Genomic DNA, 26,361 nt, shown 5'->3' on the forward strand with positions numbered 1-26,361 from the left:
CCGTTCCATCGACTCGTCGCGCCTCGCCCCGACGAGCCGGCTGTCGTCGGTGATGATCGCGGCACAGTCGTTCGCGAGGTCGATCGTGACGCGGCGCAGGGCTCGCTCGATCGCTTCGACGAGTGCACGATCACCGAACGGCCGGTGGCCTGACACCCGTGCCGTCCAGTACGACGTCGGCCCGGTCACGCGTGCCGTCGGCCGCGTGCAGCTCGTCCTCGTCGATCATCCACTGCGCCCAGTGCGGCGCCATCTGCTCGCCGTCGCGCGCCATGCCCCGGGCCAGCCGCAGCTCGGGTGGTGCCTCTACCCACACGAGGGTGGTGATCAAGTCGGCGATCGGTGCGGCTCCCGATCCGACGCCCTCCACGACCAGCAGGGGAGCCGGGGCGACGGGGTGGTCCTCCGCCCAGTCGTCGGCGTACCAGTCCCAGCGCCGCCACGAACCCGGCAGTCCGCCGGCGAGCGGTCGCAGCATCGCGTCGAGGCTCGCGGCCAGGCCGGGCAATCCGCGCCAGCCGTGCAGCAGCTCGTCGGTGTGGACGACGGCGGCGCCAGTCGCGGCGGCGATGCCGGCCGCGAGCGTGGTCTTGCCGGAGCCGGCGGGGCCATCGATGCACACGAGGCGGCCCTCGTGCAGGGTCGGCGGCCTGGCGAGCGCCGTCGCAAGAACGACCTCTGCGTCAGAAGGCATGGCCGATGCCGCGGTAGGTCGGCGTGGACTCGACGATCCGGCTCCCGCGCACGAGATGCACCTCGGTGGTGTGCTCGAACAGCTCGCCCGACTTCGCGTGCCGGAACCACACCAGGTCGCCGATCGCCAGCAATGCTGCCTGGTGACCGGTCAGCGGTGTCTGCACCTCGCCCGCGCCCTCGAGCCCGGTGAGGTGCAGTCCCGGCGGCGCCCACGGGATCGGTGCGCGGTCGTCGCCGACCGGCCCGCTGGCGATCAGCCCGCCGCCGTGGACCGTGGCGATCTCGCGGCTGGGCTTGCGGGTCACCGGCAGCCCGAAGTACGCCGCTGGCCGCGGCTGGAACGATTGGTAGTGGTCGAACAGCCCGGGCACCAGCAGCCCCGAACCCGCAGCTACCTCGGTCACCACCGGGTCGCCGGCGCTGGTCTCGACCGAGCCCGAGCCGCCGGCATTCCAGAACTCCAGCGGACCGTATGGCGCCAGCGCCTCGTCGACCTCGGCACGCCGCGCCTGCAGCTGGCTGACCGACGCCTGCTTGAGACGACGTACGACGACCGACTTGGCGCGCTGCCCGGGCACGTCGTCGGGCACACCGGCCACCTGGCCCTCGTAGGTCATCACGCCGACCAGCCGGAACCCGCTGCGCCGCTCGATCACCTTGGCCAGCGCGGTGACCGACGGGCCGTCGTACAAGGGAGAACGCTTGGGGCCGACGTGCTGGCGACCGAGGCGCAGGCCGGCGTCGACCTCGATGGCGAGGCGCACGGGCACGGCCTTCGAGGAGCGCACGGAGTCGACCATGTCGAGGTGGGCGACGTCGTCGACCATCAGGGTGATCGCTGCAGCGGCCGAGGGGGATGCGACCAGCTCGGCCAGCGCTCGGCGGTCGACGGTGGGGTACGCAACCACGATGTCGTTGCTGGTGTCGGACTCGTGCAGCCAGAGCGCCTCGCGCAGCGAGTAAGCGAGCACGCCCGCGAAGCCGGGCTTCTTGAGCGCCCGGGCAATCAGCGCTGGCACGCGGAGCGACTTGGACGCGACGCGGATCGGGGTGCCGGCGGCCCGGCGGGCGAGGTCGGCGGCGTTGGCGTCGAACGCGTCGAGGTCGACGACCATCAGGGGAGTGGGCAGCGCCTCGGGATGTGCCTCGACCGCTTCGCCGAGTCGACGCCAGAGCTGGTTCAGGTCGACGTATCCATGCGTCATCAGGAGATGCCGCGCTTGCGCAGGATCGCCTCGATGTCGGCCATGTCGTCGTCCATCACCGCCGATGTGGGCTGGCTCGACTTGTTGAGCCGGCCCTTCTCGGTGGGCGCCTTGATCTTGGCGGCTGGTTGGCCGCCGCGGCCGCGCTCGCGCAGTCCGGTGGAGACCATGAAGAGGAGGAGCGAGATGCCGCCCAGCGCGACTCCGGCCCACACGATCGGGCTGAAGACCAGGTGCGTCGCCCAATCGAAGACCGACTGCCCGATCTCGGTGAACATCTCCAGGGTGCCGGTGAGGTAGGCCGCCGCGGGCAGCAACGTGAAGCCCGCGCCGCGCAGTCCTGACGCCACGCCCCGGTTGCGGAACGCGTAGAACGTCCAGAGCGCGCCGATCAGTGTCAGGGTCACGGTCAGGGCCACCCAGGTTGCGTCACTCACGCCTCAAGACTCCCACACGGGTGGGGAGCAGGCGCACTGCAAGAATCGGTGCGTGGACGACCAGCGACGCATCCCCGATCCCGGCTTCGCCGATGACGACGGCTCCGCCGACCCGGCGCTCGCAGCGGCCTTGTCCGCCGACGACGGGAGTGCCGCCCGCGGCGCCGAAGTACTGTCCGCGCTGATCGGCAGCCGTCTGCTCGTGCCCGTGGTCGCCCTGCTCGGCGAGATGGAGTACGACGCCGCCGGACTGGCCCACGACAAGACCAGCGACATGGCCGCCGTCCTCCTCACCGGAGCCGACGGCCGACTGGCCCTCCTCGCCTTCACCTCGGCCGCCACCCTCGCCGCGTGGGACCCCGAAGCCCGCCCGGTCCCTGTGACCGCCCGCACCGCCGCGCTCTCGGCCGTGCAGGAGGACGCCGCAGCGTTGGTCGTCGACGTCGCCGGCCCGCACCGATTCGTGGTCGAGGGCGACGACCTCACCGCCGTCGCTGCGGGGTGGACGCTGACCCGGGCTGGCGAGCGGGTTGCGTGGCTGCGCGAGAAGGAGAATCCCGGCCGACCTCGTTGACCGGGGCTCACCAGAAGTCGCGCAACACCTCGGTCGCGGTCGGCGCGTCCTGGACACGATGGCCGGCACCCGTGAGTCGATGATGCTGCGCGCCGAGCTCAACCAGTGCCTGGGCGGTCTGCTCGTAGAGAGGGCTCCACCCGCCGGTCAGGACAAGCGTGGGTACGGGAAGTCCGACCGCTGGTTCGAGACCAAGTCCCCACGGTGGCCGCAGTGCTCGAAGCTTCCCCACCTGTGCCTCGAGGACGTCTTCGGGCAGGTTCGGTGGCTCCGTTCCCATCCCGGCCGCGAACAACGCCGAGAACTCGCGAGTCGAAACCGCAGGGTCTCCAGCGCAATCGAAGACCGGTGTCATGGCGGCGATGTGCGCTTCCACTTCGGACATTCCCCGAGCCAGGTCGAAGCAGGCAGGCTCGAAGAGCACCAGCGAACGAATCACCGCGGGGTCGGTCTGTGCCGCCAACACTGCTGCATTCGCCCCGTAGGAGTGCGCAACAACGTGTGCGCCGTCGGAGGCCTCGGCGTCGGCCAGGATGCGCAGTGCGTCCCGAGCGGCGTCGTCGCCCTCGACACCTCGCGGCAGGAAAGACCAACCGGGGTCCGCTTGGGCCACCTGCTTCGGCCAAGCCGAGGCTCCGTCCTTGCCTGCCCCATGAATGAACACAACCCCCATGCCCACATCCTGCTGGATCGCTTCTTGAGCTGTCCACGATGCGGGCTTCAACGCCTCGATCTGGCCCCGAAATGTCGGTGGTCCCTGATTGGCTTCTCGTATGGCGATCACGACGAGCGAGCTTCCCGACACCGCATCCGCGGTGCTGGCGTTCGCCCGCTCATCTCGCGCCATTGCTGATCGTGGCGAGGCCGAGTTGCTGGTCGCTGCGTGCGAGTGGGCTGATCTGCACCCGGCTTCGTCGGTCTCGGATGCGGCGGCGTTCCTGCTCGGCGGTGGCTCGGAGCATGAGGAGCCGGTCGCTGGTCCGGGTGCGCCGTTGGTGGCGGAGTTCTGCATCGCGGAGTTCGGTGCCGTCCTGGGCATCTCCACGGTGTCGGCGAAGCACCTGATCGGTCAGGCCCTCGAGCTGCGGCACCGTCTCCCGCGGTTGTGGCGCCGGGTGCAGTCCGGTGACCTGCCGGCCTGGCGGGCACGCCGGGTCGCGGAGACCACCATCCACGCTGACTTGTCCCGTGAGGCCGCGTCGTACGTCGACGCCCAGCTCGCCCCGTTCGCGCACCGCACCTCGACCTCGGCCGTCGATCGGTTGGTGGATGCGGCGATCGCCCGGTTCGACCCCGAACGCGCTGCTGCCGAAGCCCGGCTCGCTGCCGACAGGCGGCACGTGACGATCGAGGAGGAGCAGGTCTCCTTCGCCGGCACCATCCGGGTGACCGCCGAGCTCGACCTGGCCGACGCCCTCGACTTCGGCGCCGCCGTCACCCACGGTGCAGACGTCTTGAAGAGCCTCGGGTCCGAAGAGTCGCTCGATGCCCGGCGGGCGTCCGCGGTCGGTGAGATGGCGCGGTCCCAGCTGTCGCTCGACCTGACCGCAGGTTTCGAGACAGGACTTCGCACTTCCTCCACCAGCGGAAGACAGGTCGTGCTCCACGTCCACCTGATCGAGGGCGACCCGGTCGCCCGCCTCGAACGCGGCAACCTCGCCGCCCTGGACCAGATCCAGCAGTGGTGCACTCAGTCCCGCACCCAGGTGGTCGTGAGGCCGGTCATCGACCTCAACGAGCACCTCGTCTGCGACGGCTACCACCCCTCGGCCCGGCTCCGCGAACAGGTGATCCTCCGCGACCAGACCTGCGTCTTCCCCTGGTGCACCAAGAGCTCGAGGTCCTGCGACCTCGACCACATCGTCCCGTGGGAAGACGGTGCTGTGACCTCCACCGACAACCTGGCCGCACTCTGTCGACGACATCACCGGCTGAAGACCCATGGCAGGTGGCGGTACCGGCGCACCGGCCCTGCGGCGTACACCTGGACCAGCCCCCACGGCCACGGGTTCGTCAGGGACGACGAAGGCACCAAGCCGGGTTGACCACCACGCCCCCACGCCCCGCCTGAAACTGATTGGCGGGGCAGGAGGTGTGTCTGGACTTGAGAAGCCCGACTGAGTGACTTGTGATGAGCAGTCGTGCTACTCGCCGACCACGGGAGACTCGTTGGGTTTCAGTGTTCGGCTGACAGCGGTAGCGATGTAGCCGAGGAGCGCCGCAGTGATGATTGGCCAGGCTCTCGGCTCCAGAACGATGACAAGCAAGGTCGTCGTGACTGCCCCCATGTGGAACTGGCCCGCCACGCGCGATCCGAAGCGTTCGCCGGCCCATGCGGACAGACGCCCAACTTCCCACCCAAAGAGAAGTCCGAGGGTGTTCGCAATCAGGGGCGCCATGCGCGCGAGTATGCGTGCCTTCATCGCCGCCCACCCGCGTATTGGCCAAAGCCCGATGAATTGCGGCTCCGACCGGTACGCCGCACGATTAGGCCTCCCGCGGAATGCTCGGCTAGCATTCGGTGTTGTTCAACCACCAAGCGGAGGCGAGCTCCAAGCGCCCCCCACCCGCATCGATCGCCGTACTCTCACGAGCACACAGGTCGTCGGGTCCGGTCCGAGGCAGTGCGATCCGTCGTACGACTCGAAGCGTGTTCCCTGTGAGGGGTGTGCACGGTGACTGGCTTCCGCGAGGTTTCGCGGGAGCCATCGTTGCATTTCGGGCGGTCCCGGCTCCCGTCCCACCACCCATGGAGGACACATCAGCACCGAGCTACGCATCAACGACAGGATCCGGGTTCCCGAGGTCCGGCTCGTCGGACCCAACGGCGAAACGGTTGGCATCGTGCCGACCGACCAGGCGTTGAAGCTTGCCCAGGAGGCGGACCTCGACCTGGTCGAGATCGCGCCCCAAGGACGACCCCCCGTGTGCAAGCTCATGGACTACGGGAAGTTCAAGTACGAGAACGCCCAGAAGGCCCGTGAGGCACGCCGGAACCAGACGAACGTGATCATCAAGGAGATGAAGCTTCGTCCCAAGATCGACGCGCACGACTACGAGACGAAGAAGGGCCACGTGGTCCGCTTCCTCCGCGCCGGCGACAAGGTGAAGATCACCATCATGTTCCGCGGCCGCGAGCAGCACCGCCCCGAGCTGGGCTTCCGCCTGCTCCAGAAGCTGGCCGAGGACGTCACGGAGCTGGGCTTCGTCGAGTCGTCGCCCAAGCAGGACGGCCGCAACATGATCATGGTGCTCGGCCCGCACAAGAAGAAGGCCGACGCCAAGGTCGACATCCAGGCCGAGAAGGACACCAAGGCAGCCGAGCGTGCCGCCCTGGTTGCCGACGAGCAGGCCGAGCGCGAAGCAGCGCACGCCGCCGGCCCGGTTGCCAAGAAGAGGGAGCGCGGTCGCTCCGAGAACCTGGATCCCGAGATCGAGGCGTGACGCCTCGATCAGCCGGTCGCGACGAAGTCGCGATCACCACCAGAGCCACTGAAGAAGGAACGGACTGACATGCCGAAGAACAAGACTCACTCCGGTGCCAGCAAGCGCTTCCGCGTGACCGGCACGGGCAAGATCCTTCGCGAGAAGGCTGGCAAGCGCCACAACCTCGAGAAGATGCCCTCCAAGGTCACCCGCCGCCTGAGCGGCACGACCGAGGTCGCCAAGGCCGACGTCAAGCGTGTCAAGAAGATGCTCGGTCTCTGAGTCTTCCGACTCACGCCGGCCGCACACCCACAAGTTTGTTGAGCAAGGAGTAAAGAGATGGCACGCGTCAAGCGGGCAGTAAACGCCCACAAGAAGCGCCGGGTAATCCTCGAGCGCGCTTCCGGTTACCGCGGTCAGCGTTCGCGCCTGTACCGCAAGGCCAAGGAGCAGGTCACCCACTCGCTGGTCTACAGCTACAACGACCGTCGCAAGAACAAGGGCAACTTCCGCAAACTGTGGATCCAGCGCATCAACGCCGCCGCCCGCGCGCAGGGGATGACCTACAACCGCTTCATCCAGGGCCTGAACCTGGCCGGCATCGAGGTCGACCGCAAGATCCTCGCCGAGCTCGCCGTCAACGACATCGCCGCGTTCACCGTGATCGTCGACGCCGCCAAGGCCGCCCTGCCCGATGACGTCAACGCGCCCAAGGCCGAGGCATCTGCCTGAGTGCCCGGCTGACGCCGCAGTTCCTCACCTCGCCCCCGACACCCGCACGGTGCCGGGGGCGACGTGCGTCCGGGGTCCGCTGGATACGGTGGAGCCATGAAGTTTCGATACCTCGGCAACAGCGGACTCAAGATCTCCGAGATCACCTACGGCAACTGGCTCACCCACGGCTCCCAGGTGGAGAACGACGTCGCCATCCAGTGTGTGCGAGCGGCGCTCGACGCCGGCATCTCGACGTACGACACGGCAGACGTCTATGCCAACACCGCAGCGGAGACGGTGCTCGGCGAGGCGCTGAAGGGTGAGCGCCGCGAGAGCCTGGAGGTCTTCACGAAGGTCTACTGGCCCACCGGCCCGCGGGGCAAGAACGACACCGGCCTCTCGCGCAAGCACATCGTGGAGGCGATCGACGGCTCCCTGACCCGACTGCAGACCGACTACGTCGACCTCTACCAGGCCCACCGCTACGACACCGAGACCCCGCTCGAGGAGACGATGCAGGCGTTTGCCGACGTCGTGCGCCAGGGCAAGGCGCTCTACATCGGCGTCAGCGAGTGGACCGCCGACCAGTTGCGCGCGGGCCACGCGCTGAGCCGGGAGCTCGGCTTCCAGCTCATCTCGAGCCAGCCGCAGTACTCCATGCTGTGGCGGGTCATCGAGGACGAGGTCGTGCCGGCATCGCGTGAGCTCGGCATCTCGCAGATCGTGTGGAGCCCCATTGCGCAGGGCGTGCTGACCGGCAAGTACAAGCCGGGCGAGCAGCCGCCCGCGGGCTCGCGGGCAACCGACGAGAAGGGCGGGGCCGACATGGTCAAGCGCTTCATGAACGACGACGTGCTCGGGCGCGTGCAGAAGCTGGAGCCTGTCGCCGCCGACGCCGGCCTGACCATGGCACAGCTCGCCGTAGCGTGGGTGCTGCAGAACGACAACGTGGCTGCTGCACTCATCGGCGCCTCGCGGCCCGAGCAGGTCGGCGAGAACGTCAAGGCCGCCGGTGTGGTGCTCGAGCCCGAGGTGATGACGGCGATCGACGAGGCGCTCGGCGACATCGTCGTGCGGGACCCGGGCATGACCACCGAGAACTCTCCCAAGACGCGTGTCGCCTGACGAACCGGGGCGGCCGCTGGCTGCCTCGAACTCGCGGGTCAAGGCGGCCCGCAAGCTGGCTCGGCGCTCCGAACGCGCCGAGCAGCAGCTGTTCCTTGCCGACGGCGCGAAGGCCGTGGAGGGTGCGCTGTCGGTCGACGGCTGCGTGGTCGAGCTGTTCGCGACAACCACCGCCGTCGGTCAGTACGCCGACCTGTTGGCCGCCGCTGACGTGACCCTGGTCGACGACCGGGCCATGGCTGGCCTGTCGGACTCGGTGAACCCGGCCGGGGTGGTGGCGGTGTGCCGGTTCGTCGACGTGCCGCTCTCATCACTGGCTGGTCGAGCGGAGTCGACACCGGCCCTCTGGGTGATCTGTGCCGACGTCCGAGACCCCGGCAACGCCGGCACGGTCATCCGCACGGCCGATGCCGCCGGTGCGGACGCGGTGGTGCTGGCCGGCTCCTCGGTCGACGCCTACAACCCCAAGACGGTGCGGGCCACGGTGGGCAGTCTCTTCCACCTGCCGATCGTGGTCGAGCCCGATCCGGTGGCCGCGATCGAGGCGGCCAGGGCTGCAGGTCTGACCGTGCTCGCGACCACCGGCGGCGGCTCGGTCGACCTGTACGACGCTGACCTGTCGGGCCCCACCGCCTGGCTGTTCGGCAACGAGGCGCACGGGCTCCCGCCCGAGCTGGTCGCCCTGGCCGACCACCAGGTCGCCATCCCGATCCACGGCCGCGCCGAGAGCCTCAACCTCTCGACCGCCGCGGCGATCTGCCTCTACTCCTCAGCGCGGGCCCACCGGTCATGATCCTGATCGACCCGCCCGCCGTGCCGCACCACGGCCGGCTCTGGTCGCACCTGGCCAGCGACGCGTCGTACGACGAGCTGCACGAGTTCGCGGCCGTTCTCGGTCTGCCGCCCCGGGGTTTCGACCGCGACCACTACGACGTGCCGGAGGAGTACTACGAGGCCATGGTCGAGGCCGGCGCGCGCGAGGTGACGTCGCGCGAGCTGGTCATCGCGCTTCGTCGAGCGGGGCTGCGCCGCCCGAAGGCAGCCCACGGCTGAGCCGAGCCAGCTCGGCTCCGGCATTTGCCCGGGCCGCCGCCTCCCAGTGGTCACGTGCGTGCGGCGTGTGGAAGAGCGTCTCCTTGGCGAGCAGGTCGGCCAGGATCGACGCCCGGCCGGCGGCGAATTCGCTGTTCGACACGTGGGCGTACTCGCGGCGCAGGGTCGCGGCGTACTCCTCATAGCGCTCGGCCGGCGCGGCCAGGATGGCCAGGTCGGCGTCTGAGAGCGCGCATCCGTTGGCGTCGGTGGCCGACGGCCGGTGCAACGCGGTGAGCCGCACGAGCCGGGCGACCTCCGCGACGTCGAGCTCGTCCGGCAGCGCCCGTTCGGCCCACTGGGCAGACAGCTCCTCGTCGTCAGCGGCGCCCGCGTAGACCGCGTCGTGAAACCACGCGGCCAGCAGCACCGGCTCCCGGTCGAAGCCGGCACCCGCCCCGGAGAGCTCGTCGAGACGCTCCAGTACTTCGGTCAGGTGACGCAGGTCGTGATAGCCACGCGCCGGGTCGGCGTACGCCGCGACGAGCTGGTCGCGCACGTCGTCGAGACCCACGACGGGCCACCACTGCGACAGGTCACTCATGTCTTCCATTCAAGCGGCTAGATTCGCCGACGTGTACGCCACCACCCAGGAGTCCCTCGACCTGCTGCCCGACGGCGTGGTGATGGCTGACGCCGACGGCACGGTCGTGGCGGCCAACTGGGTCGCCGCGGAGCTCCTCGGCCGCCCCGTCGACGAGCTGGTCGGTCGCCCGCTGCGCGAGGTGCTGACGCTGATCGACCAGGACGGCCACGACTGGGTGTCGGAGAACAGGCCGTACGACGGGCTGCGCACCCGCACCGGCGTGCCCGAGCAGTCGTGGCTGCTGTCCAGCGGCCTGGAGGTGCTGGTCAACGCCAAGCTGCACCGCCGCGACGTGCGGTCCCCGGTGGAGATGCTCGTGATCGGCCTGCGCAACGGCCGCGGCCGGGCCCGGCTCGACCGCGAGCGATCCGACCTCGTGGCGACCGTCGCGCACGAGCTGCGTTCGCCGTTGACCGGTGTCAAGGGCTTCGTGCAGGCGATGCTGAACCGCTGGGACAAGCTGAGCGACGAGCAGAAGAAGCTGATGCTCACCACCGTCAACGCCGACGCCGACCGGCTCGCTCGGCTGATCGCCGAGCTCCTCGACGTGGCCCGCATCGACACCGGTCGGCTCAGTCTCTACCCGCGCGAGTCCGATGCCGGGGTGCTGACCGCACGCGCGGTCGACTCGGTGCAGGCAGGCACGGCGCGGCCGATCGAGCTGGCCGTGGCCGAGGCCCTGCCCGAGGTCTTCGCCGACCCCGACAAGTTCACCCAGGTCGTCACCAACCTCATCGAGAACGCCGTACGGCACGGCGAGGGCACCGTGCGCGTCGAGCTCTTTGCGCTGCCGGCCGACTGGGAGTTCCCGGGCATCGAGCTGGTGGTCTCCGACCAGGGCGACGGCATCCCCGAGCAGCTGCGGCGACGAGTGTTCACGAAGTTCTGGACCGAGGGCACCAGCGGCGGTTCCGGCCTCGGTCTCTACATCGTCGGCGGGCTCGCCCGCGCGCACGGCGGCCACGTCAGCATCGGCGAGGCAGACGGCGGCGGCGCCCGCATCAGCGTCGTGTGGCCGGGCGACGACCGCCGCGGCTGAAACGCATCTCCACACAACCTTCACGAGTCGCCCCGACATCTCGACCCCTCGCGCTCCTAGGCTCCTTCTGTGAGCCAGCCGACCACATCAGACCTCCCACAGAGCGCCCACAGACGAGTGCTCGTGGTCGAGGACGACCCGGTCATCAACGACGCGGTCACCCGTCGTCTCGTCGCCGAGGGGTACGACGTCACGCAGGCCTGGGACGGACCCGCGGCCGTGGCGGCGGCCGCCGAGTGCCGGCCGGACGTGCTCGTGCTCGACGTCATGCTGCCCGGGTTCGACGGGCTAGAGGTGTGCCGCCGTGTGCAGGCGACGCGCCCGGTGCCGGTGTTGATGCTCACCGCGCGCGACGACGAGGCAGACATCCTTGCCGGACTGGCGGTGGGCGCCGACGACTACCTGACAAAGCCGTTCGGCATGCGCGAGCTCGTCGCCAGGATCGGCGCCCTGCTGCGGCGCGTGGAGCGAGCCGGTGTGCTCGCGGCCCAGCCGGCCGGCGTACTCACCGTCGGAGACCTGACCGTCGACACCGGCACTCGACGGGTCGACGTGGCCGGCGGCGAGGTGCACCTGACGCCGACGGAGTTCGACCTGCTCGTCTGTCTCGCCGGCGAGCCGCGTCAGGTGCTGACCCGCGAGCGGCTGCTGGCCGAGGTGTGGGACTGGCCCGACGCGTCGGGCACGCGCACCGTAGACAGCCACGTCAAGGCACTGCGCGCCAAGCTCGGCGCCGGCCGGGTGCGCACCGTGCACGGCGTCGGCTACGCGCTGGAGGCACCGTGAGTGGGGAGCCGCTCGGCCGCGTCACGTCGATCAAGGTCAAGCTCGGCCTGCTGGTGGCGGCGAGCGTCGTGATCGCGACGGCGGTCGGGACGCTCGGCTCGGTCGGGGGAGTGACCCCCTGGCTGGCCGTGCCGGTGACCGTGGCGATCGCGCTGGGCGTGACGCAGCTGCTGGCGGCGGGCATGACCAGCCCGCTGCGCCAGATGACCGAGGTGGCGCGGCGGATGGCGCGCGGCGACTACTCCGGCCGCGTCGATGCGTCGGCGGGCGACGAGGTCGGCGAGCTGGCCCGCACCTTCAACCAGATGGCCGCGGACCTCGGACATGTCGACTCGGAGCGCCAGGCGCTGGTCGCGACCGTCTCGCACGAGCTGCGTACGCCGGTGGCCGCGCTGACCGCGCGCCTGGAGAACCTCGCCGACGGCGTCGAAGCGCCCGACGACGACACGCTGGCGGGCGTGCTCGACCAGGCCCGTCGACTCGGTGGCCTGGTCGACGACCTCCTCGACCTCTCGCGCGTCGATGCCGGCGTAGCGCCGCTGCGGCTCGCCGACCTCGATGTCGCGGGCTTCCTCGTCGACCTCGTCGACACAGGCACGTCGCCCGTGCGAGGCGTCACCTACGACGTCTCGGCGCCCGACGGACTCACGGTGCAGGCCGACCCGGCACGGCTGTGCCAGTTGGTCACCAACCTGCTCGACAACGCGGCCCGGCACAGCCCCACCAGCGGAGTCGTGACCGTGCGAGCCACTGGCGGCCCCAGCAGCTGGACCCTCGAGATCACCGACTCCGGCCCCGGTGTGCAGGCGGCCGACCGCGAGCACGTCTTCGAACGCTTCGGCACTCTCACCGGCCCCGAGGGCGGTGACACCGGCGGCGGCACCGGTCTCGGCCTCGCGATCGCGCGCTGGGTGGCCGACCTGCACCACGGGTCGATCGGCTTCACCGACCCCGAAGGCGACGCCCCAGGAGCGCGGGTCGTGGTGACCCTGCCGCTGGCGCCCCACAGCGCATCATCCCAAGGAGACGTGCTCATGCCCGTGACGACCCCGCCCGCCCAGCAGCCCGCGACGGCACCGGTGTCACCGCCCCCGCTCATTGACCCGCTCTTCGGCGCATTCTGGCGCGAGGACAACCTCCCTGGCCGGCGTGACCTGGTCGGTGCTGCGCTCGCCGTCGGCGTCCTGGCGGGCGTCGTACTCCCGTTCAGGGATCTTGGCGTGGCGATGTTCCTCGTGCTCGTCTCGGGCACGGCGACACTCGCGTACGCCGCGCGGCACCGCCGCGATCCCTTCACGATGGCCTGTCTTGTCGGATGCACGGTGCTGTGCCTGCCGACCGTGCTGCTCGACGCGGAGTGGATCTCGTCGCTGTGCTGGTTGGCCGGTGGCGCGCTGGCGCTGATCGGCGTGACGCGGGGGAGCAGCGTGCCGTCGTTCCTGCTCGGCTGGCTGGCTTGGCCGCTCGCCTCGCTTCGTGGGCTGCCGTGGTTCGGCCGAACGTTGACCGGGCTCACCGGACGGGGCAGCGCGCCCGCCTTGATCCGCACGATCGTCTGGTCGCTGCTGGCAGTCGTGGTCTTCGGGGTGCTGTTCGCATCCGCAGATGCGCTTGTGGCGTCGTGGCTGGACGCGCTGGTGCCCGACCTCGACACCTTCGCCGTGCGCGCCTTCCTGGCCGCGTTCGTCTTCGGCCTCGTCCTGGCCGGGGCGTACCTGGCGCTGAACCCGCCCCAGACCGGGCTCGCCGACCTCGAGCCGCCTCGGCCCGTGCGACACCGCTACGAGTGGCTGGCGCCGGTGCTGCTGGTCGACGCCGTCTTCGCGCTGTTCCTCGTGGCCCAGGCCACCGTCGTCTTCGGCGGCCACGACTACCTCGAACGCACCACCGGCCTCACCTACGCCGACTACGTGCACCAGGGCTTCGGCCAGCTCACCGTCGCGACCGCCCTCACCCTGCTCGTCGTCTGGGCGGCGTCTCGCAAGGCAGCGCGTACGACGCCGGGCGACCGGCTCGCGCTGCGTGCGTCCCTCGGCGGGCTGTGCCTGATGACGCTCGTCGTGGTCGCTTCTGCCCTCTTCCGGATGGACGTCTACCAGGACGCCTACGGGTTCACGCGTCTGCGCCTGCTCGTCGACGTCTTCGAGGGCTGGCTGGGCGTCGTCGTGCTGGGCGTGCTGGTCGCCGGGCTGCGGCTCGAGGGGCGCTGGCTGCCCCGCGCCGCGGTGTTCGCCGGGGCCGCGGCGCTGGCAGGCCTGGCCCTGGTCAACCCGGACGCCTGGATCGCCCGGCACAACATCGATCGCTACGAGACGTCGGGCAAGGTCGACTTCGACTACCTCGCGGGGCTGTCGGCCGACGCTGTCCCCGAGCTGATGAAGCTGCCTGACGATGTGCGTGCCTGTGCCCTGATGAGCGGCTGGCGCAGCGACGACGACTGGTTGGGCTGGAACCTCGGCCGCGCACGGGCCCGACTCGCGGTCGGCGGTGAGAGTCTCGCGGTCCCACCGATCCAGTCGTGCCCGGGTGACCTGGACCGAACGACGTACTAACCCGGTGGTGGGTGTGGGCGGGCCGTTCCTAGACTGACGCCCATGTCCGGCCCCAACACCGATTACGACCCCGTCGAGGTCACGCCCCTCAAAGCCGAGGAGGTGGAGGCGATGCGCGACGCCGCGCTCGCGGCCATCGCCGACGCCGACGACCTCGAGGCGCTCAAGCAGGTGCGGCTCGACCACGTCGGCGACCGCTCGCCGCTGGCCCTGGCCAACCGCGAGATCGGTGCGCTGCCGCCGCAGGCCCGCAAGGACGCCGGCCAGCGCGTCGGCCAGGCGCGCGGCAAGGTCAACCAGGCCCTAGGCCAGCGCCAGGTCGTGCTGGAGGCCGAGCACGAGGAGCGGATGCTCGTCGAGGAGACCGTCGACGTCACGCTGCCGACCGACCGGCGTCCCGTCGGTGCCCGGCACCCGATCACGACGTTCTCCGAGCGCATTGCCGACATCTTCGTGGCCATGGGCTGGGACGTCGCCGAGGGCCCGTGGGTCGAGGCCGAGTGGCTGAACTTCGACGCCCTCAACATGGGCGCCGACCACCCCGCGCGCACCATGCAGGACACCTTCTGGCTCGAGCCGGCCGACGCCGCACTGGTGCTGCGCACGCACACCTCGCCCGTGCAGGCCCGCACGATGCTCACCAGGCAGCCGCCGATCCACGTGATCTGCCCCGGTCGCGTCTTCCGGACCGACGAGATCGACGCCACGCACTCGCCCGTCTTCCACCAGGTCGAGGGACTCGTCATCGACAAGGGCATCACGATGGCCCACCTCAAGGGCACGCTCGACCACATGACCGAGGCCCTGTTCGGTGAGGGCATCTCCACGCGCTTCCGGCCGTCGTACTTCCCGTTCACCGAACCGTCGGCCGAGATGGACATGGTCTGCTTCGTGTGTCGCGGCGTCGACTCCGTCGCCTGCCGCACCTGCCGCGGCGAGGGCTGGATCGAGCTCGGTGGTTGCGGCGTGGTCAACCCGCGCGTGCTGATCGCGTGCGGCATCGACCCCGACGTCTACTCGGGCTTCGCGTTCGGCTTCGGCATCGACCGGATGCTGATGTTCCGCCACAACGTCGCCGACCTGCGCGACGTCTTCGAAGGAGACGTCCGCTTCGCCCAGCCGTTCGGAGTCGAGATCTGATGAAGGCCCCCCTGTCCTGGATCCGGGAGTACGTCGACCTGCCGGCCGACGTGACCGTCGACGACCTCACGTGGCGACTGACCATGCTCGGGCTCAAGCTCGAGGCGCTGCACAACCCGGCCGACTCGATCACCGGTCCGCTGGTGCTCGGCCGCGTGCTGACCCTCGAGAAGGAGCCGCAGAAGAACGGCAAGACGATCAACTGGTGCACCGTCGACGTCGGTGACGCCAACGGGTCAGGTGAGCCGCAGGGCATCGTCTGCGGCGCCCACAACTTCGCCGTCGGCGACCTCGTCGTGGTGTGCCTGCCCGGCGCCGTACTCCCCGGCGGGTTCGAGATCAGCGCCCGCAAGACCTACGGCCACCTCTCCGCCGGCATGATCTGCTCCGCCAGTGAGCTGGGCCTGCCCGACAGCGGTCCCGGGGGCCAGGACGGCATCATCGTGCTGCCCGCCGAGACGGGCGCGCCCGGCGACGACGCGTTCGCGGTGCTCGGCCTCGACGACGCCGTCATCGAGTTCGAGATCAACCCCGACCGCGCCTACGCGCTGTCGTTGCGTGGCATCGCGCGCGACGCCGCGCTGGGGTTCTCCGCCCCGTACTCCGACCCGGCCGATCGTGATGTGCCGGCAGCGAACGACCGGGGCTACCCGGTCGTGGTCGATGACGCCGACGGCTGCCCCGTGTTCGTGGCGCGCAGCGTCACCGGGTTCCAGCCCGATGCGCCGACGCCCGACTGGATGGCTCGTCGGCTCACCCAGTGCGGCATGCGGTCCATCTCGCTGGGCGTCGACATCACCAACTACGTCATGCTCGAGACGGGCCGACCCATCCACGGCTACGACGCCGACAAGTTGACCGGGGCCATCCGGGTGCGACGCGCCACTGACGGTGAGCGCCTCACCACTCTGGATGGCACCGTCCGGGCACTGTCGACCCAGGATCTCGTCGTGACCGACGACTCCGGCCTCATCGGCCTGGGCGGTGTCATGGGCGGCGAGGAGACAGAGATGTCCGACTCCACGACGCGGGTGCTGGTCGAGGCTGCCCACTGGGACGCAGTGTCGATGTTCCGCACGGGTCGTCGGCATCGGATCACCTCCGAGGCGGGCAAGCGCAACGAACGCGGGGTAGACCCCAGGATCTGTGAGGCGGCTGCCGACCGCGTTGTGGCGCTGATGGTGGAGCTCGGTGGCGCGACCGACGACGGCGGCGTGACGATCGTCGGCATCCCGCCCGCGCGCGGCCAGATCACCATCCCGGTCGACCTGCCGGCCCGCATCAGCGGGGTCGACATCGACGCCGCCACGGCTGCGGCCCACCTCGTCGCTGTCGGCTGCGACGTCACCGTCGACGGTGACCAGCTCACCGCCGTCGTGCCGAGCTGGCGTCCCGACCTGACCGACCCCTACGACCTGGTCGAAGAAGTCGTCCGGGTCGTCGGCTACGACCGGGTGCCGTCCGTGCTGCCGACCACGCCCGCCGGCAACGGCTGGACCCCGACCCAGAAGCTGCGCCGTCGCGTCGGGCTCACCCTGGCCGGCGCCGGCTGGACCGAGGCCATCACCTACCCGTTCGTCGGCGAGGCCGACTGGGACCGGCTCGGCCTGCCTGCCGACGACCCGCGTCGTACGACGCTGCGGATGGCCAACCCGCTCAACAACGAGGAGCCGCTGCTCACCACGACGCTGCTTCCGGGGCTGCTCAAGGCCCTGGCCCGCAACATCGGTCGCGCCAACGCCGACGTCGCGCTCTTCGAGCACTCGCTCGTGTTCCGGCCGACCGGCAACGAGAAGGCGCCGATCCTCGGCGTCGACGGCCCGCCCACCGCCGAGGAGTGGGCCGCGATCGAGAAGGCCGTGCCGAGCCAGCCGATGCACCTCGCCGTGGCCGTGTCCGGGCATCGCGAGCGTTCGGGCTGGTGGGGCACCGGGCGTGAGGCCGGCTGGTCCGACGCCATCGGCGCCGTCCGAGACGTGGCGCGCGCCCTGGGTGTTGAGGTCGATGTCAGTGCCGACACGTCGGCGCCGTGGCACCCCGGGCGCTGCGCCGCGATCCGTATCGGGGACCGGGTGATCGGCCACGGTGGGGAGCTGCACCCGTCGGTCTGCCGGGCCTTCGGGGTGCCGCCGCGCACCGCCGTCGCCGAGGTCGACCTCGACGCGTTGCTCGAGCAGGCCCAGCAGGTCGTGCCGGGCCCGACATTCTCGTCGTACCCGGTGGCAAAGGAGGACGTCGCCCTCGTCGTGGATGCCTCCGTGCCTGCGGCCTCGGTCGAGGCGGCTCTGCGCGAAGGTGCCGGTGGACTGCTGGAGTCGATCCACCTCTTCGACATCTACACCGGGCCGCAGGTGGGGGAGGGCAAGAAGTCGCTGGCCTATGCGCTGCGCTTCCGCGCACCCGACCGCACGCTGACCGAGGCCGAGACCACGGCTGCTCGCGACGCCGCGGTCGCGGCGGCCGCCGCGAAGACCGGGGCCGTTCAGCGCGCCTGATCTCTCGCTACTCGACAACCGACTCGCGAGGTGTAGCGAGACTCAGTTGATCGGGTTGTTCACGATGTCCCGGAGCGCGTCGTACGTCGCCCGGTCACCGGTCACGTCGATCCCGTCGTCGCCGGCCCGCCGCCACAGCCAGGCGTCGAGTGCACCCGCCGGGCCGGAGATGAGGCAGTCGGGCTCGACGCCCGGGTCGTCGATCACGGAGATGTCGGCCTCGTCGGCATAGGACGTGCCACTGTCGGGGTCGGTGCCGGAGAAGATGCCGAGCCGCACCCACACGTGGTCGTCGGTATCGATGCAGTCGACCCGGAGCAACGGCTCACCCGGCGTGAACGTGCCCCACGGAGGAGTGCCGCCGAACATCACGTCGAGCGTCTCGTTGACTCCGTCGGCCGCGAGCTGCGGGTCGAGATCGGTGACGTCGCCGGCCGTCTGCTCGGCATCGAGCCGGTGGATCAGTGCCTCGTGCGCCTGGCGACGGAACGTGAACCCGACCGTCTGCTCCGTCGCCCACGTCCACGCCGCGGCCGCCGGGTCGGCCGCGGCGAGTGCGTCGGTCAGTGCGGCCGAGCACTCGTCGTACAGGTCGAGGAGCTCGGAGTACGACGACGGTCGCTCGCGCTCGACAACGGCCTCGGGATCGGACTCACCGAGCACGATCCGGCTCCAGAACCACTGCACGCCGGTGAGGTGCCAGAGCAGGTCGCCGGCATCCCAGTCGGGGCAGGCCGGCACCCGCGCTGCGGGGGCACAGCTGGTCAGCACCTCGCGGAAGCGCGCCGACTCGCGGCGGATGTGGTCGAGGTAGTCGTCGAACTCCAGTCGCGTCATGCGCCCACGCTAGGGGCGCCCGCCGACACCCTGTACCCGCTTAACATGAACATGCAGGCAGGTGTATAGTCATGCGCATGGCAGCGAAGATCAGGGTGGCAGTCGCCGGCGCGAGCGGATACGCCGGCGGTGAGGTGCTGCGGCTGCTCCTGGCCCACCCGTTGGTGGAGATCGGCGCCCTCACGGCCGGCAGCAACGCCGGCGAGGCCCTCGGCACGCTCCAGCCGCACCTGCTACCCCTCGCCGACCGGATCCTCGAGCCCACCACGCCCGAGACGCTGGCCGGCCACGACGTCGTGGTGCTCGCGCTCCCGCACGGCCAGTCGGGAGCGATGGCGACAGCGCTGGGAGAGGACACCGTGGTCATCGACTGCGGCGCCGACTTCCGGCTGACCGACCCGGCTGCGTGGACCACGTTCTACGGCGGCGACCACGCCGGCTCCTGGCCCTACGGCCTGCCCGAGCTGGCCGACCAGCGCAGCCAGCTGCGTGGGGCCACGCGCATCGCCGTACCCGGTTGCTACCCCACGGTCAGCACGCTCACCATCGCGCCCGCCCTCGCGGCCGGCCTGATCACCTCCGACATCACCGTCGTCGCCGCCAGCGGCACCTCGGGCGCGGGCAAGGCCGCCAAGCCGCATCTGCTCGGGTCCGAGATCATGGGCAACGCCAGCGCGTACGGTGTCGGCGGCGCGCACCGGCACACGCCCGAGATCGTCCAGAACCTCCGTCTCGTGCACGACGGCGACGTCACCGTCAGCTTCACGCCGATCCTCGTGCCGATGGCCCGCGGCATCCTCGCGACCGTCTCTGCTCCCCTCAAGGGAGACGTCACCGCCGAGGAGGCGTACGCCGTCTACGCCAAGGCCTACGCCGACGAGCCGTTCGTCCACCTGCTGCCCGCCGGGCAGTGGCCGCAGACCCAGTCGGTCACCGGGGCCAACGCCGTACACCTGCAGGTCACCGTCGACGAGGCAGCCCGCAGACTGGTGGCCGTCGGCGTTGTCGACAACCTGACCAAGGGCACCGCCGGAGCTGCCGTGCAGTGCCTCAATCTCGCCCTGGGCCTCGACGAGACCCTGGGGCTGACGACTGTGGGAGTCGCACCGTGAAGCTGAACCAGTTCCCCGAGACCCTGGCCGTCGTGAAGCTGCCGCCCGGTGGGGAGGTCCCCGACTGGGCCGAGTCGTCGTCGATCTTCTCGATCACCGCGACCGCGACCGAGACCTCGCTCGTCTGCGCCGGCCGCAGCGTGCCGACCAAGTCGGTGCACCAGAAGCCGTTCACCGCGTTCGCGGTCGAGGGGCCGCTCGACTTCGCCCTCACCGGCGTGCTGGTCGAGCTGCTGACACCGATGGCCGAGGCCGAGATCAGCGTCTTCACGCTCTCGACCTACGAGACCGACTGGATCCTGGTGCCGACCAAGGATGCGGCCCGGGCCGGCGAGGCGTGGCGACGACACGGGCATGAAGTCGTCGTCGCCACTCCCGTCAAGCCAGGAAAGAAGCCGAAGAAGAAATGACCGTCACCCATCCCGCGGGCTTCAAGGCCGCCGGCGTCGCCGCCGGCCTGAAGTCCACCGGTGCCCCCGACCTGGCCCTCGTCGTCAACGAGGGGCCGACTCACGACTCGGCGAGCGTGTTCACCGCCAACCGCTGCAAGGCCAACCCGGTGCTGTGGAGCCAGGAGGTCGTCAAGGACGGCGTCGTACGCGCCGTCGTACTCAACTCCGGCGGCGCCAACTGCTACACCGGCCCCGACGGCTTCCAGACCACGCACGCGGTCGCCGAGCGGGTCGCCGAGCACCTCGGCATCGGCGCGATCGACGTCGTCGTCTGCTCGACCGGCCTCATCGGCCTAGCCAACCCGCGCGACCAGCTGCTGGCGGGTGTCGACTCCGCTCACGCGGCCCTGTCGTACGACGGCGGCACGGCCGCCGCGACCGCCATCATGACCACCGACTCGGTGGCCAAGCAGGTAGTCGTCGAGGGCGCCGGCTGGTCGATCGGGGGGATGGCCAAAGGCGCCGGCATGCTCGCGCCCCAGCTGGCCACGATGCTGGTCGTCATCACCACCGACGCCGTCGTGCCGGCCGACGAGCTCGACCGGGCACTGCGCGCGTCGACCCGGGTCAGCTTCGACCGTCTCGACTCCGACGGCTGCATGTCCACCAACGACACCGTGACCGTGATGGCCAGCGGCGCGAGCGGGATCACGCCGACCCCTGACGACTTCACCGCCGCGCTCATCCAGGTGTGCACCGACCTGGCCATGCAGCTGCTCAAGGATGCCGAGGGCGCCGACCACGACATCGCGATCACCGTGCTCAACGCCGCCAGCGAGGACGACGCCGTCGAGGCCGCCCGCAGCGTCGCACGCAGCAACCTCTTCAAGGCCGCCGTCTTCGGCAACGATCCCAACTGGGGCCGGGTGCTGGCCAGCATCGGCACCACGCAGGCGGCCTTCGACCCAGCCAACCTCGACGTGGCCATGAACGGCGTGTGGGTCTGCCGCGAGTCGACCCCGTCGGCCGACCCCGCCACCGTCGACCTCACCGGCCGCGACGTCACCGTGACCATCGACCTCAAGTCCGGCACCGAGCGGGCCACCGTCTGGACCAACGACCTCACCCACGCCTACGTCCACGAGAACAGCGCGTATTCCTCATGAACCTGGAGAAGGCACAGGTCCTGGCCGGGGCGCTGCCCTGGCTGATGAAGTACCACGACAAGACGATCGTGGTGAAGTACGGCGGCAACGCGATGACCGACGAGACCCTCAAGCAGGCATTCGCCGAGGACATCGCCTTCCTCCGCTTCGCCGGCTTCAAGCCGGTCGTCGTGCACGGCGGTGGTCCGCAGATCTCGTCGATGCTCGATCGGCTCGGCATCAAGAGCGAGTTCCGCGGCGGCCTGCGCGTCACCACCCCCGAAGCGATGGACGTCGTCCGGATGGTGCTCGTCGGCCAGGTGCAGCGCGAGCTGGTCGGCCTGATCAACCAGCACGGCCCGCTCGCGGTCGGGCTCTCCGGCGAGGACGCCGGCCTCTTCACCGCCAAGGCGACCAACACCGTGGTCGACGGCGAGGAGTTCGACCTGGGACTCGTCGGCGAGGTCGCGCACGTGCGTCCCGAAGCCGTCCAGGACCTCGTCGAGGCGGGGCGCATCCCGGTCATCTCCAGCGTCGCGCCCGACGTCGACGGCGTCGTGCACAACGTCAACGCCGACACCGCCGCGGCCGCGCTCGCCGTCGCACTCGGCGCCGAGAAGCTGCTCGTGCTCACCGACGTCGAGGGCCTCTACCGCGACTGGCCGGACAGCAAGGACGTCATCAAGGAGATCAGCCCCGAGGCGCTCGCCGAGCTGATGCCGAGTCTCGCCAGCGGCATGGTGCCCAAGATGGGTGCGTGCCTCCAGGCCGTCCAGGGCGGCGTCCCGCGGGCCACCGTGGTCGACGGCCGCGAGCCGCACGCCGTACTCCTCGAGATCTTCACCGCCGAAGGCGTCGGCACGCAGGTGCTGCCCGGCGTCGACACCTTGGTCCGGACCGTAGGAGGACCAGCATGAGCTGGCACGAGCGGTACGCCGCGAACATCATGAACACGTTCGGCCCGCCCAAGCTCGTGCTCGTCCGCGGCAGTGGCGCGCACGTCTGGGACGACGCCGGACGCGAGTACGTCGACCTCCTCGGCGGCATCGCCGTCAACGCGCTGGGGCACGCGCACCCGGCGATCGTCGAGGCCGTCACCAGCCAGCTGCAGACACTCGGCCACGTCTCCAACTTGTTCGCCACCGCGCCGCAGGTCGAGCTCGCGGAGCGACTGGTCACCCTGCTCGGCACACCGAGCAAGGTGTTCTTCTCCAACTCCGGCGCCGAGGCCAACGAGGCCGCCCTCAAGCTCAGCCGCCGCACCGGCCGCACCCACGTCGTCGCGGCCACGGGTTCCTTCCACGGCCGCACCATGGGCGCCCTCTCCCTGACCAGCAAGGAGGCCTACCGCCTCCCGTTCGAGCCGCTGCCCGGCGACGTCACCTTCGTCGAGTACGGCGACTCCGAGGCGCTGGCGGCGGCCGTCACGGACCGCACGGCGGCGGTGGTCCTCGAGCCCATCCAGGGCGAGGCCGGCGTCGTCTTCCCGCCCGCGGGCTACCTCGCGGCGGCCCGGACGATCACCACCGAGGCCGGCGCGCTGCTGTGGCTCGACGAGGTGCAGAGCGGCATGGGCCGCACCGGACGCTGGTTCGCCCATCGGGCCGTGCCCGAGCTGCTCGACAACCCGCCCGACGTGGTCACCCTGGCCAAGGGGCTCGGTGGCGGCATCCCGATCGGCGCGACCATCGCCACCGGCGCCGCCGCCGACCTGCTCGAGCCCGGCAACCACGGCACCACCTTCGGCGGCAACCCAGTCGCGTGCGCGGCCGCACTCGCCGTCCTCGACACGATCGTGCGCGAAGGGCTGCTCGACCACGTCGAGTTCACCGGCAAGCGGCTGGCCGATGCCGTCGCCGCCGCGCCCGAGGTGACCAGCGTGCGCGCTGCCGGCCTGATGATCGGCGCCGACCTCGATGCCGACATCGCCGCTGCTGTGGTGGACGCCGGTCGTGAGGCCGGCTTCATCCTCAACAACACCGGCCCGCGCACCCTGCGCTTCGTGCCACCCCTGGTGCTCACCGACGACGACGTCGACGCGTTCGCGGATGCCTGGCCCGGCATCCTCGCGGCTGCCAAGGAGGCGGTCTGATGACCCGCCACTTCCTCCGCGACGACGACCTCAGTCCGGCCGAGCAGGCCGAAGTCCTCGCGCTCGCCGCCGACCTCAAGCGGTCGCCGTACGACACGAAGAGCCTGGCCGGCCCACGCACCGTCGCGATGATCTTCGACAAGCAGACCCTGCGCACGCAGGCGTCGTTCTCCGCCGGGATCGCCGAGCTCGGGGGCCACCCGATGCTGGTCGACGGCTCGCTGGCCGGCATCGGCGTGCGCGAGTCCATCCCCGACGTCGCGCGCGTGCTCGGTCGGCAGGCCTCGGTGATCGTGTGGCGCACCGGCGGCCAGGAGCGCATCGACGCCATGGCCGAGCACTCCGGAGTGCCGATCGTCAACGCGCTGACGGACGAGTTCCACCCCTGCCAGCTCCTCGCCGACCTGCAGACCGTGCAGGAGCAGCTCGGCCGGCTGGCCGAGGTCACGGTGACGTTCCTCGGCGACGGCTCCTGCAACATGGCGCACTCCTGGCTGCTGGCAGGCGCGACCGCCGGCATGCATGTCCGGGTCAGCGCGCCCGACGGGTTCCAGCCGAGTCCCGACGTCGTCGACGCGGCGACCACCATCGCGGCCACCACCGGCGGCAGCGTCGTGTTGGAGGCCGACCCGGCCATGGCGTCGACCGGCGCCGACGTGCTCGTCACCGACACCTGGGTCTCGATGGGCCGCGAGGCCGACACCGACCACCGGCTCGACGTCCTTGCGTCGTACTCCCTCACGCAGGCGCTGCTCGACCTGGCCGCCCCCGACGCGATCGCCATGCACTGCCTGCCCGCCTACCGCGGCAAGGAGATCGCCGCCGAGGTGATCGACGGACCATGCAGCGTCGTCTGGGACGAGGCCGAGAACCGGCGGCACGCCCAGAAGGCGATCCTGACCTGGCTCCTCCAACGGGAGGGGGCGTCGTGAGCAGCACCGCCCAGAGCCCGGGCACCAAGAACGCCCGGCACCAGCAGATCATCGATCTCGTGTCCCGCCACGAGGTGAAGTCGCAGACCGAGCTGGCCGACCTGCTCGGTGCTCGCGGGGTGCGGGTCACGCAGGCCACCCTGTCGCGCGACCTCGTCGAGCTCGACGCGGTGAAGGTGCGCGCCGCCGGTGGCGCGCTCGTCTATGCCGTCCCCGCCGAGGGTGGTGACCGCAGTCCGGCGGCCCACGAGACCACCGCCGCGGCGACCGCCCGGCTCGCGCGACTCTGCGCCGAGCTGCTCGTCAGCGCCGAGGCGTCGGCCAACCTCGTCATACTCCGCACGCCTCCCGGCGCTGCGCAGTTCCTCGCATCGGCCTTCGACAAGGCCGAGCTCACCGGCGTCCTCGGCACCATCGCCGGCGACGACACCGTGCTCGTCATCGGCCGCGACCCCGCCGGCGGCGACGAGCTCGCCGGCCGGTTCCTGGCCCTCGCCACCGACCACTCAGCCTCCACCGCAAAGGAAGTCCCACTGTGAGCAAGGTCCTCACCAGCCTCCCGAAGGGCGAACGCGTCGGCATCGCCTTCTCCGGCGGCCTCGACACCTCCGTCGCCGTGGCGTGGATGCGCGACAAGGGCGCCGTGCCCTGCACCTACACCGCCGACATCGGCCAGTACGACGAGCCCGACATCTCCGGGGTGCCCGAGCGCGCCAGGCAGTACGGCGCCGAGATCGCCCGCTCCGTCGACTGCCGCCCCCAGCTGGTCGAGGAAGGCCTGGCCGCGCTGGCGTGCGGCGCCTTCCACATCCGGTCCGGAGGCCGCGCCTACTTCAACACCACGCCACTCGGACGCGCCGTCACCGGCACGATGCTGGTCCGCGCCATGCACGGGGACGGCGTCGACATCTGGGGCGACGGCTCCACCTTCAAGGGCAACGACATCGAGCGGTTCTACCGTTACGGCCTGCTCGCCAACCCCGACCTGCGCATCTACAAGCCGTGGCTGGACGCGGAGTTCGTCCACGAGCTGGGCGGGCGCGCCGAGATGAGCCAGTGGCTGGTCGAGCGCAAGCTGCCCTACCGCGACAGCCAGGAGAAGGCCTACTCCACCGATGCCAACATCTGGGGCGCCACCCACGAGGCCAAGACCCTCGAGCACCTCGACGCCTCGCTCGAGATGGTCGAGCCGATCATGGGCGTGAAGTTCTGGGACCCGGCCGTCGAGATCGCTCCCGAGGACGTCACGGTCCGCTTCGACCGCGGTCGTCCGGTAGCCGTCAACGGACAGCAGTACGCCGACCCGGTCGCGCTGGTCCACGAGCTCAACCAGATCGGTGGCCGGCACGGCCTCGGCATGTCCGACCAGATCGAGAACCGCATCATCGAGGCCAAGTCGCGCGGCATCTACGAGGCGCCGGCCATGGGCGTGCTCTTCATCGCCTACGAGCGGTTGCTCAACGCGATCCACAACGAGGACACGATCGCCAACTACCACGGCCAGGGGCGCCAGCTGGGCCGGCTGCTCTACGAAGGACGCTGGCTGGACCCACAAGCACTGATGCTGCGGGAATCGATCCAGCGCTGGATCGCCTCGCTGGTGACCGGAGAGGTGACGATCCGGCTGCGTCGTGGTGAGGACTACACCGTCCTGCGCACCGACGGACCCGCGTTCTCCTACCACCCCGACAAGCTCTCGATGGAGCGCACCGAGAACGCCGCCTTCGGTCCGACTGACCGGATCGGCCAGCTCACCATGCGCAACCTCGACATCGCCGACTCGCGCTCCAAGCTCGAACTCTACGCCACGCAGCCGCTGGATGAGGGCCAGGTTCTCGTCGAGCACGGCACCCTGCTCGGCGAGCTCGAGGCCGGGGGAGCAGACCGCATCGCGTCGAACCCCGCAGCCCGCAGCGCCGAGGACGAGGCGCTCGACAACGCGGCCATGGAGTTCGGCACCGACTGAGTGCTGAAAGACTGTCAC

The 26,361-nt window shown here is 70.4% G+C and carries 28 protein-coding genes; 21 read left to right on the forward strand and 7 right to left on the reverse strand.

The annotated features are described in order from the left end of the window. Window positions 1–130 precede the first annotated feature (130 nt). The 3 genes from H4Q84_RS00540 to H4Q84_RS00550 are packed head-to-tail and all read right to left on the reverse strand — an operon-like array spanning window position 131 to window position 2,338. Entirely contained in the window at window positions 131–694 is a 564-nt protein-coding gene (locus H4Q84_RS00540) for a 4-amino-4-deoxy-L-arabinose transferase (protein ID WP_248581491.1), read from the reverse strand. Next, window positions 684–1,901, reverse strand: a complete 1,218-nt coding sequence (locus tag H4Q84_RS00545; RefSeq protein WP_248581492.1) for an amino acid deaminase/aldolase — start codon at window positions 1,899–1,901, stop codon at window positions 684–686. The genes H4Q84_RS00540 and H4Q84_RS00545 overlap by 11 nt, the downstream gene beginning before the upstream one ends. Continuing rightward, window positions 1,901–2,338 carry a hypothetical protein gene (locus H4Q84_RS00550; RefSeq protein ID WP_248581493.1) on the reverse strand — a complete coding sequence of 146 codons (438 nt, stop codon included), beginning with the start codon at window positions 2,336–2,338 and terminating at the stop codon, window positions 1,901–1,903. Before H4Q84_RS00550 ends, H4Q84_RS00545 begins: the two co-directional genes overlap by 1 nt. Before the next feature lie 52 nt (window positions 2,339–2,390). On the opposite strand from H4Q84_RS00550, the gene H4Q84_RS00555 reads away from it, so the two are divergent. Next, on the forward strand, window positions 2,391–2,912 hold the full coding sequence (locus tag H4Q84_RS00555; RefSeq protein WP_248581494.1) for an SseB family protein: 522 nt from the start codon (window positions 2,391–2,393) through the stop codon (window positions 2,910–2,912). 7 nt (window positions 2,913–2,919) lie between these two features. Here H4Q84_RS00555 and H4Q84_RS00560 read toward each other — a convergent pair whose 3' ends face one another. Next, the gene (locus H4Q84_RS00560; RefSeq protein ID WP_248581495.1) at window positions 2,920–3,696 is read right to left on the reverse strand and encodes an alpha/beta hydrolase; all 777 of its coding nucleotides are present in this window, start codon (window positions 3,694–3,696) and stop codon (window positions 2,920–2,922) included. On the opposite strand from H4Q84_RS00560, the gene H4Q84_RS00565 reads away from it, so the two are divergent. Next, window positions 3,686–4,957 carry an HNH endonuclease signature motif containing protein gene (locus H4Q84_RS00565; RefSeq protein WP_248581496.1) on the forward strand — a complete coding sequence of 424 codons (1,272 nt, stop codon included), beginning with the start codon at window positions 3,686–3,688 and terminating at the stop codon, window positions 4,955–4,957. The two genes, H4Q84_RS00560 and H4Q84_RS00565, sit on opposite strands and share 11 nt — an antisense overlap. 99 nt (window positions 4,958–5,056) lie before the next feature. On the opposite strand, the gene H4Q84_RS00570 is transcribed toward H4Q84_RS00565, so the two are convergent. Beyond that, on the reverse strand, window positions 5,057–5,311 hold the full coding sequence (locus H4Q84_RS00570) for a hypothetical protein (RefSeq protein WP_248581497.1): 255 nt from the start codon (window positions 5,309–5,311) through the stop codon (window positions 5,057–5,059). A gap of 379 nt (window positions 5,312–5,690) precedes the next feature. Between H4Q84_RS00570 and infC the strand changes: the two genes are divergently transcribed. The 6 genes from infC to H4Q84_RS00600 all read left to right on the forward strand — a co-directional run bounded on the left by infC (window position 5,691) and on the right by H4Q84_RS00600 (window position 9,230). Continuing rightward, complete coding sequence (infC, locus tag H4Q84_RS00575) at window positions 5,691–6,356, forward strand: translation initiation factor IF-3 (protein ID WP_349238413.1); 666 nt, start codon at window positions 5,691–5,693, stop codon at window positions 6,354–6,356. 69 nt (window positions 6,357–6,425) lie between these two features. After that, complete coding sequence (rpmI, locus tag H4Q84_RS00580) at window positions 6,426–6,620, forward strand: 50S ribosomal protein L35 (RefSeq protein ID WP_248581498.1); 195 nt, start codon at window positions 6,426–6,428, stop codon at window positions 6,618–6,620. Between the two features lie 57 nt (window positions 6,621–6,677). Then, window positions 6,678–7,070: a 50S ribosomal protein L20 gene (gene rplT / locus H4Q84_RS00585; protein ID WP_248581499.1), complete on the forward strand. Its 393-nt coding sequence runs from the start codon at window positions 6,678–6,680 to the stop codon at window positions 7,068–7,070. Window positions 7,071–7,166: 96 nt separating this feature from the next. After that, entirely contained in the window at window positions 7,167–8,177 is a 1,011-nt protein-coding gene (locus H4Q84_RS00590) for an aldo/keto reductase family protein (RefSeq protein WP_248581500.1), read from the forward strand. Then, on the forward strand, window positions 8,167–8,970 hold the full coding sequence (locus H4Q84_RS00595; RefSeq protein WP_248581501.1) for an RNA methyltransferase: 804 nt from the start codon (window positions 8,167–8,169) through the stop codon (window positions 8,968–8,970). The genes H4Q84_RS00590 and H4Q84_RS00595 overlap by 11 nt, the downstream gene beginning before the upstream one ends. Next, window positions 8,967–9,230, forward strand: a complete 264-nt coding sequence (locus tag H4Q84_RS00600; RefSeq protein WP_248581502.1) for a DUF4031 domain-containing protein — start codon at window positions 8,967–8,969, stop codon at window positions 9,228–9,230. The genes H4Q84_RS00595 and H4Q84_RS00600 overlap by 4 nt, the downstream gene beginning before the upstream one ends. Here H4Q84_RS00600 and H4Q84_RS00605 read toward each other — a convergent pair. Further along, complete coding sequence (locus tag H4Q84_RS00605; protein ID WP_248581503.1) at window positions 9,178–9,813, reverse strand: hypothetical protein; 636 nt, start codon at window positions 9,811–9,813, stop codon at window positions 9,178–9,180. The two genes, H4Q84_RS00600 and H4Q84_RS00605, sit on opposite strands and share 53 nt — an antisense overlap. On the opposite strand from H4Q84_RS00605, the gene H4Q84_RS00610 reads away from it, so the two are divergent. From H4Q84_RS00610 to pheT, 5 genes are all read left to right on the forward strand, one after another. Further along, window positions 9,812–10,894 carry a PAS domain-containing sensor histidine kinase gene (locus H4Q84_RS00610; protein WP_248581504.1) on the forward strand — a complete coding sequence of 361 codons (1,083 nt, stop codon included), beginning with the start codon at window positions 9,812–9,814 and terminating at the stop codon, window positions 10,892–10,894. The two genes, H4Q84_RS00605 and H4Q84_RS00610, sit on opposite strands and share 2 nt — an antisense overlap. Before the next feature lie 69 nt (window positions 10,895–10,963). Further along, window positions 10,964–11,680 carry a response regulator transcription factor gene (locus tag H4Q84_RS00615; protein WP_248581505.1) on the forward strand — a complete coding sequence of 239 codons (717 nt, stop codon included), beginning with the start codon at window positions 10,964–10,966 and terminating at the stop codon, window positions 11,678–11,680. Next, window positions 11,677–14,232, forward strand: coding sequence for a DUF4153 domain-containing protein (locus H4Q84_RS00620; RefSeq protein WP_248581506.1), 2,556 nt, complete (start codon window positions 11,677–11,679; stop codon window positions 14,230–14,232). The genes H4Q84_RS00615 and H4Q84_RS00620 overlap by 4 nt, the downstream gene beginning before the upstream one ends. A gap of 42 nt (window positions 14,233–14,274) precedes the next feature. Further along, entirely contained in the window at window positions 14,275–15,372 is a 1,098-nt protein-coding gene (pheS, locus tag H4Q84_RS00625) for a phenylalanine--tRNA ligase subunit alpha (protein ID WP_248581507.1), read from the forward strand. After that, entirely contained in the window at window positions 15,372–17,867 is a 2,496-nt protein-coding gene (gene pheT, locus H4Q84_RS00630) for a phenylalanine--tRNA ligase subunit beta (protein ID WP_248581508.1), read from the forward strand. The genes pheS and pheT overlap by 1 nt, the downstream gene beginning before the upstream one ends. A gap of 42 nt (window positions 17,868–17,909) precedes the next feature. Here the strand turns inward: pheT and H4Q84_RS00635 are convergent, their stop codons facing one another. Next, the gene (locus H4Q84_RS00635; RefSeq protein WP_248581509.1) at window positions 17,910–18,704 is read right to left on the reverse strand and encodes a maleylpyruvate isomerase family mycothiol-dependent enzyme; all 795 of its coding nucleotides are present in this window, start codon (window positions 18,702–18,704) and stop codon (window positions 17,910–17,912) included. A 71-nt stretch (window positions 18,705–18,775) separates the two neighbouring features. Here H4Q84_RS00635 and argC point away from each other — a divergent pair, with 71 nt between their 5' ends. From argC to argG, 8 genes are read left to right on the forward strand one after another with little or no spacing between them, the layout of a single operon-like run. After that, the gene (gene argC / locus H4Q84_RS00640) at window positions 18,776–19,816 is read left to right on the forward strand and encodes an N-acetyl-gamma-glutamyl-phosphate reductase (protein WP_248581510.1); all 1,041 of its coding nucleotides are present in this window, start codon (window positions 18,776–18,778) and stop codon (window positions 19,814–19,816) included. Continuing rightward, window positions 19,813–20,226: an ACT domain-containing protein gene (locus tag H4Q84_RS00645; RefSeq protein WP_248581511.1), complete on the forward strand. Its 414-nt coding sequence runs from the start codon at window positions 19,813–19,815 to the stop codon at window positions 20,224–20,226. The genes argC and H4Q84_RS00645 overlap by 4 nt, the downstream gene beginning before the upstream one ends. After that, window positions 20,223–21,374 carry a bifunctional glutamate N-acetyltransferase/amino-acid acetyltransferase ArgJ gene (gene argJ / locus H4Q84_RS00650; RefSeq protein ID WP_248581512.1) on the forward strand — a complete coding sequence of 384 codons (1,152 nt, stop codon included), beginning with the start codon at window positions 20,223–20,225 and terminating at the stop codon, window positions 21,372–21,374. The genes H4Q84_RS00645 and argJ overlap by 4 nt, the downstream gene beginning before the upstream one ends. Next, the gene (gene argB, locus H4Q84_RS00655) at window positions 21,371–22,270 is read left to right on the forward strand and encodes an acetylglutamate kinase (RefSeq protein ID WP_248581513.1); all 900 of its coding nucleotides are present in this window, start codon (window positions 21,371–21,373) and stop codon (window positions 22,268–22,270) included. Before argJ ends, argB begins: the two co-directional genes overlap by 4 nt. Beyond that, entirely contained in the window at window positions 22,267–23,445 is a 1,179-nt protein-coding gene (locus H4Q84_RS00660; RefSeq protein WP_248581514.1) for an acetylornithine transaminase, read from the forward strand. Before argB ends, H4Q84_RS00660 begins: the two co-directional genes overlap by 4 nt. Next, window positions 23,445–24,377, forward strand: coding sequence for an ornithine carbamoyltransferase (gene argF / locus H4Q84_RS00665; protein WP_248581515.1), 933 nt, complete (start codon window positions 23,445–23,447; stop codon window positions 24,375–24,377). The genes H4Q84_RS00660 and argF overlap by 1 nt, the downstream gene beginning before the upstream one ends. Next, a complete protein-coding gene (locus tag H4Q84_RS00670) occupies window positions 24,374–24,916 on the forward strand; it encodes an arginine repressor (RefSeq protein WP_248581516.1) in 543 nt (180 codons plus the stop codon). Before argF ends, H4Q84_RS00670 begins: the two co-directional genes overlap by 4 nt. Next, window positions 24,913–26,343 (forward strand): argininosuccinate synthase, encoded by a 1,431-nt coding sequence (argG, locus tag H4Q84_RS00675; protein WP_248581517.1) that lies wholly within the window; start codon window positions 24,913–24,915, stop codon window positions 26,341–26,343. Before H4Q84_RS00670 ends, argG begins: the two co-directional genes overlap by 4 nt. Window positions 26,344–26,361 lie beyond the last annotated feature (18 nt).

The sequence above is a fragment of the Nocardioides sp. InS609-2 genome, assembly GCF_023208195.1.
Lineage (GTDB): Bacteria > Actinomycetota > Actinomycetes > Propionibacteriales > Nocardioidaceae > Nocardioides.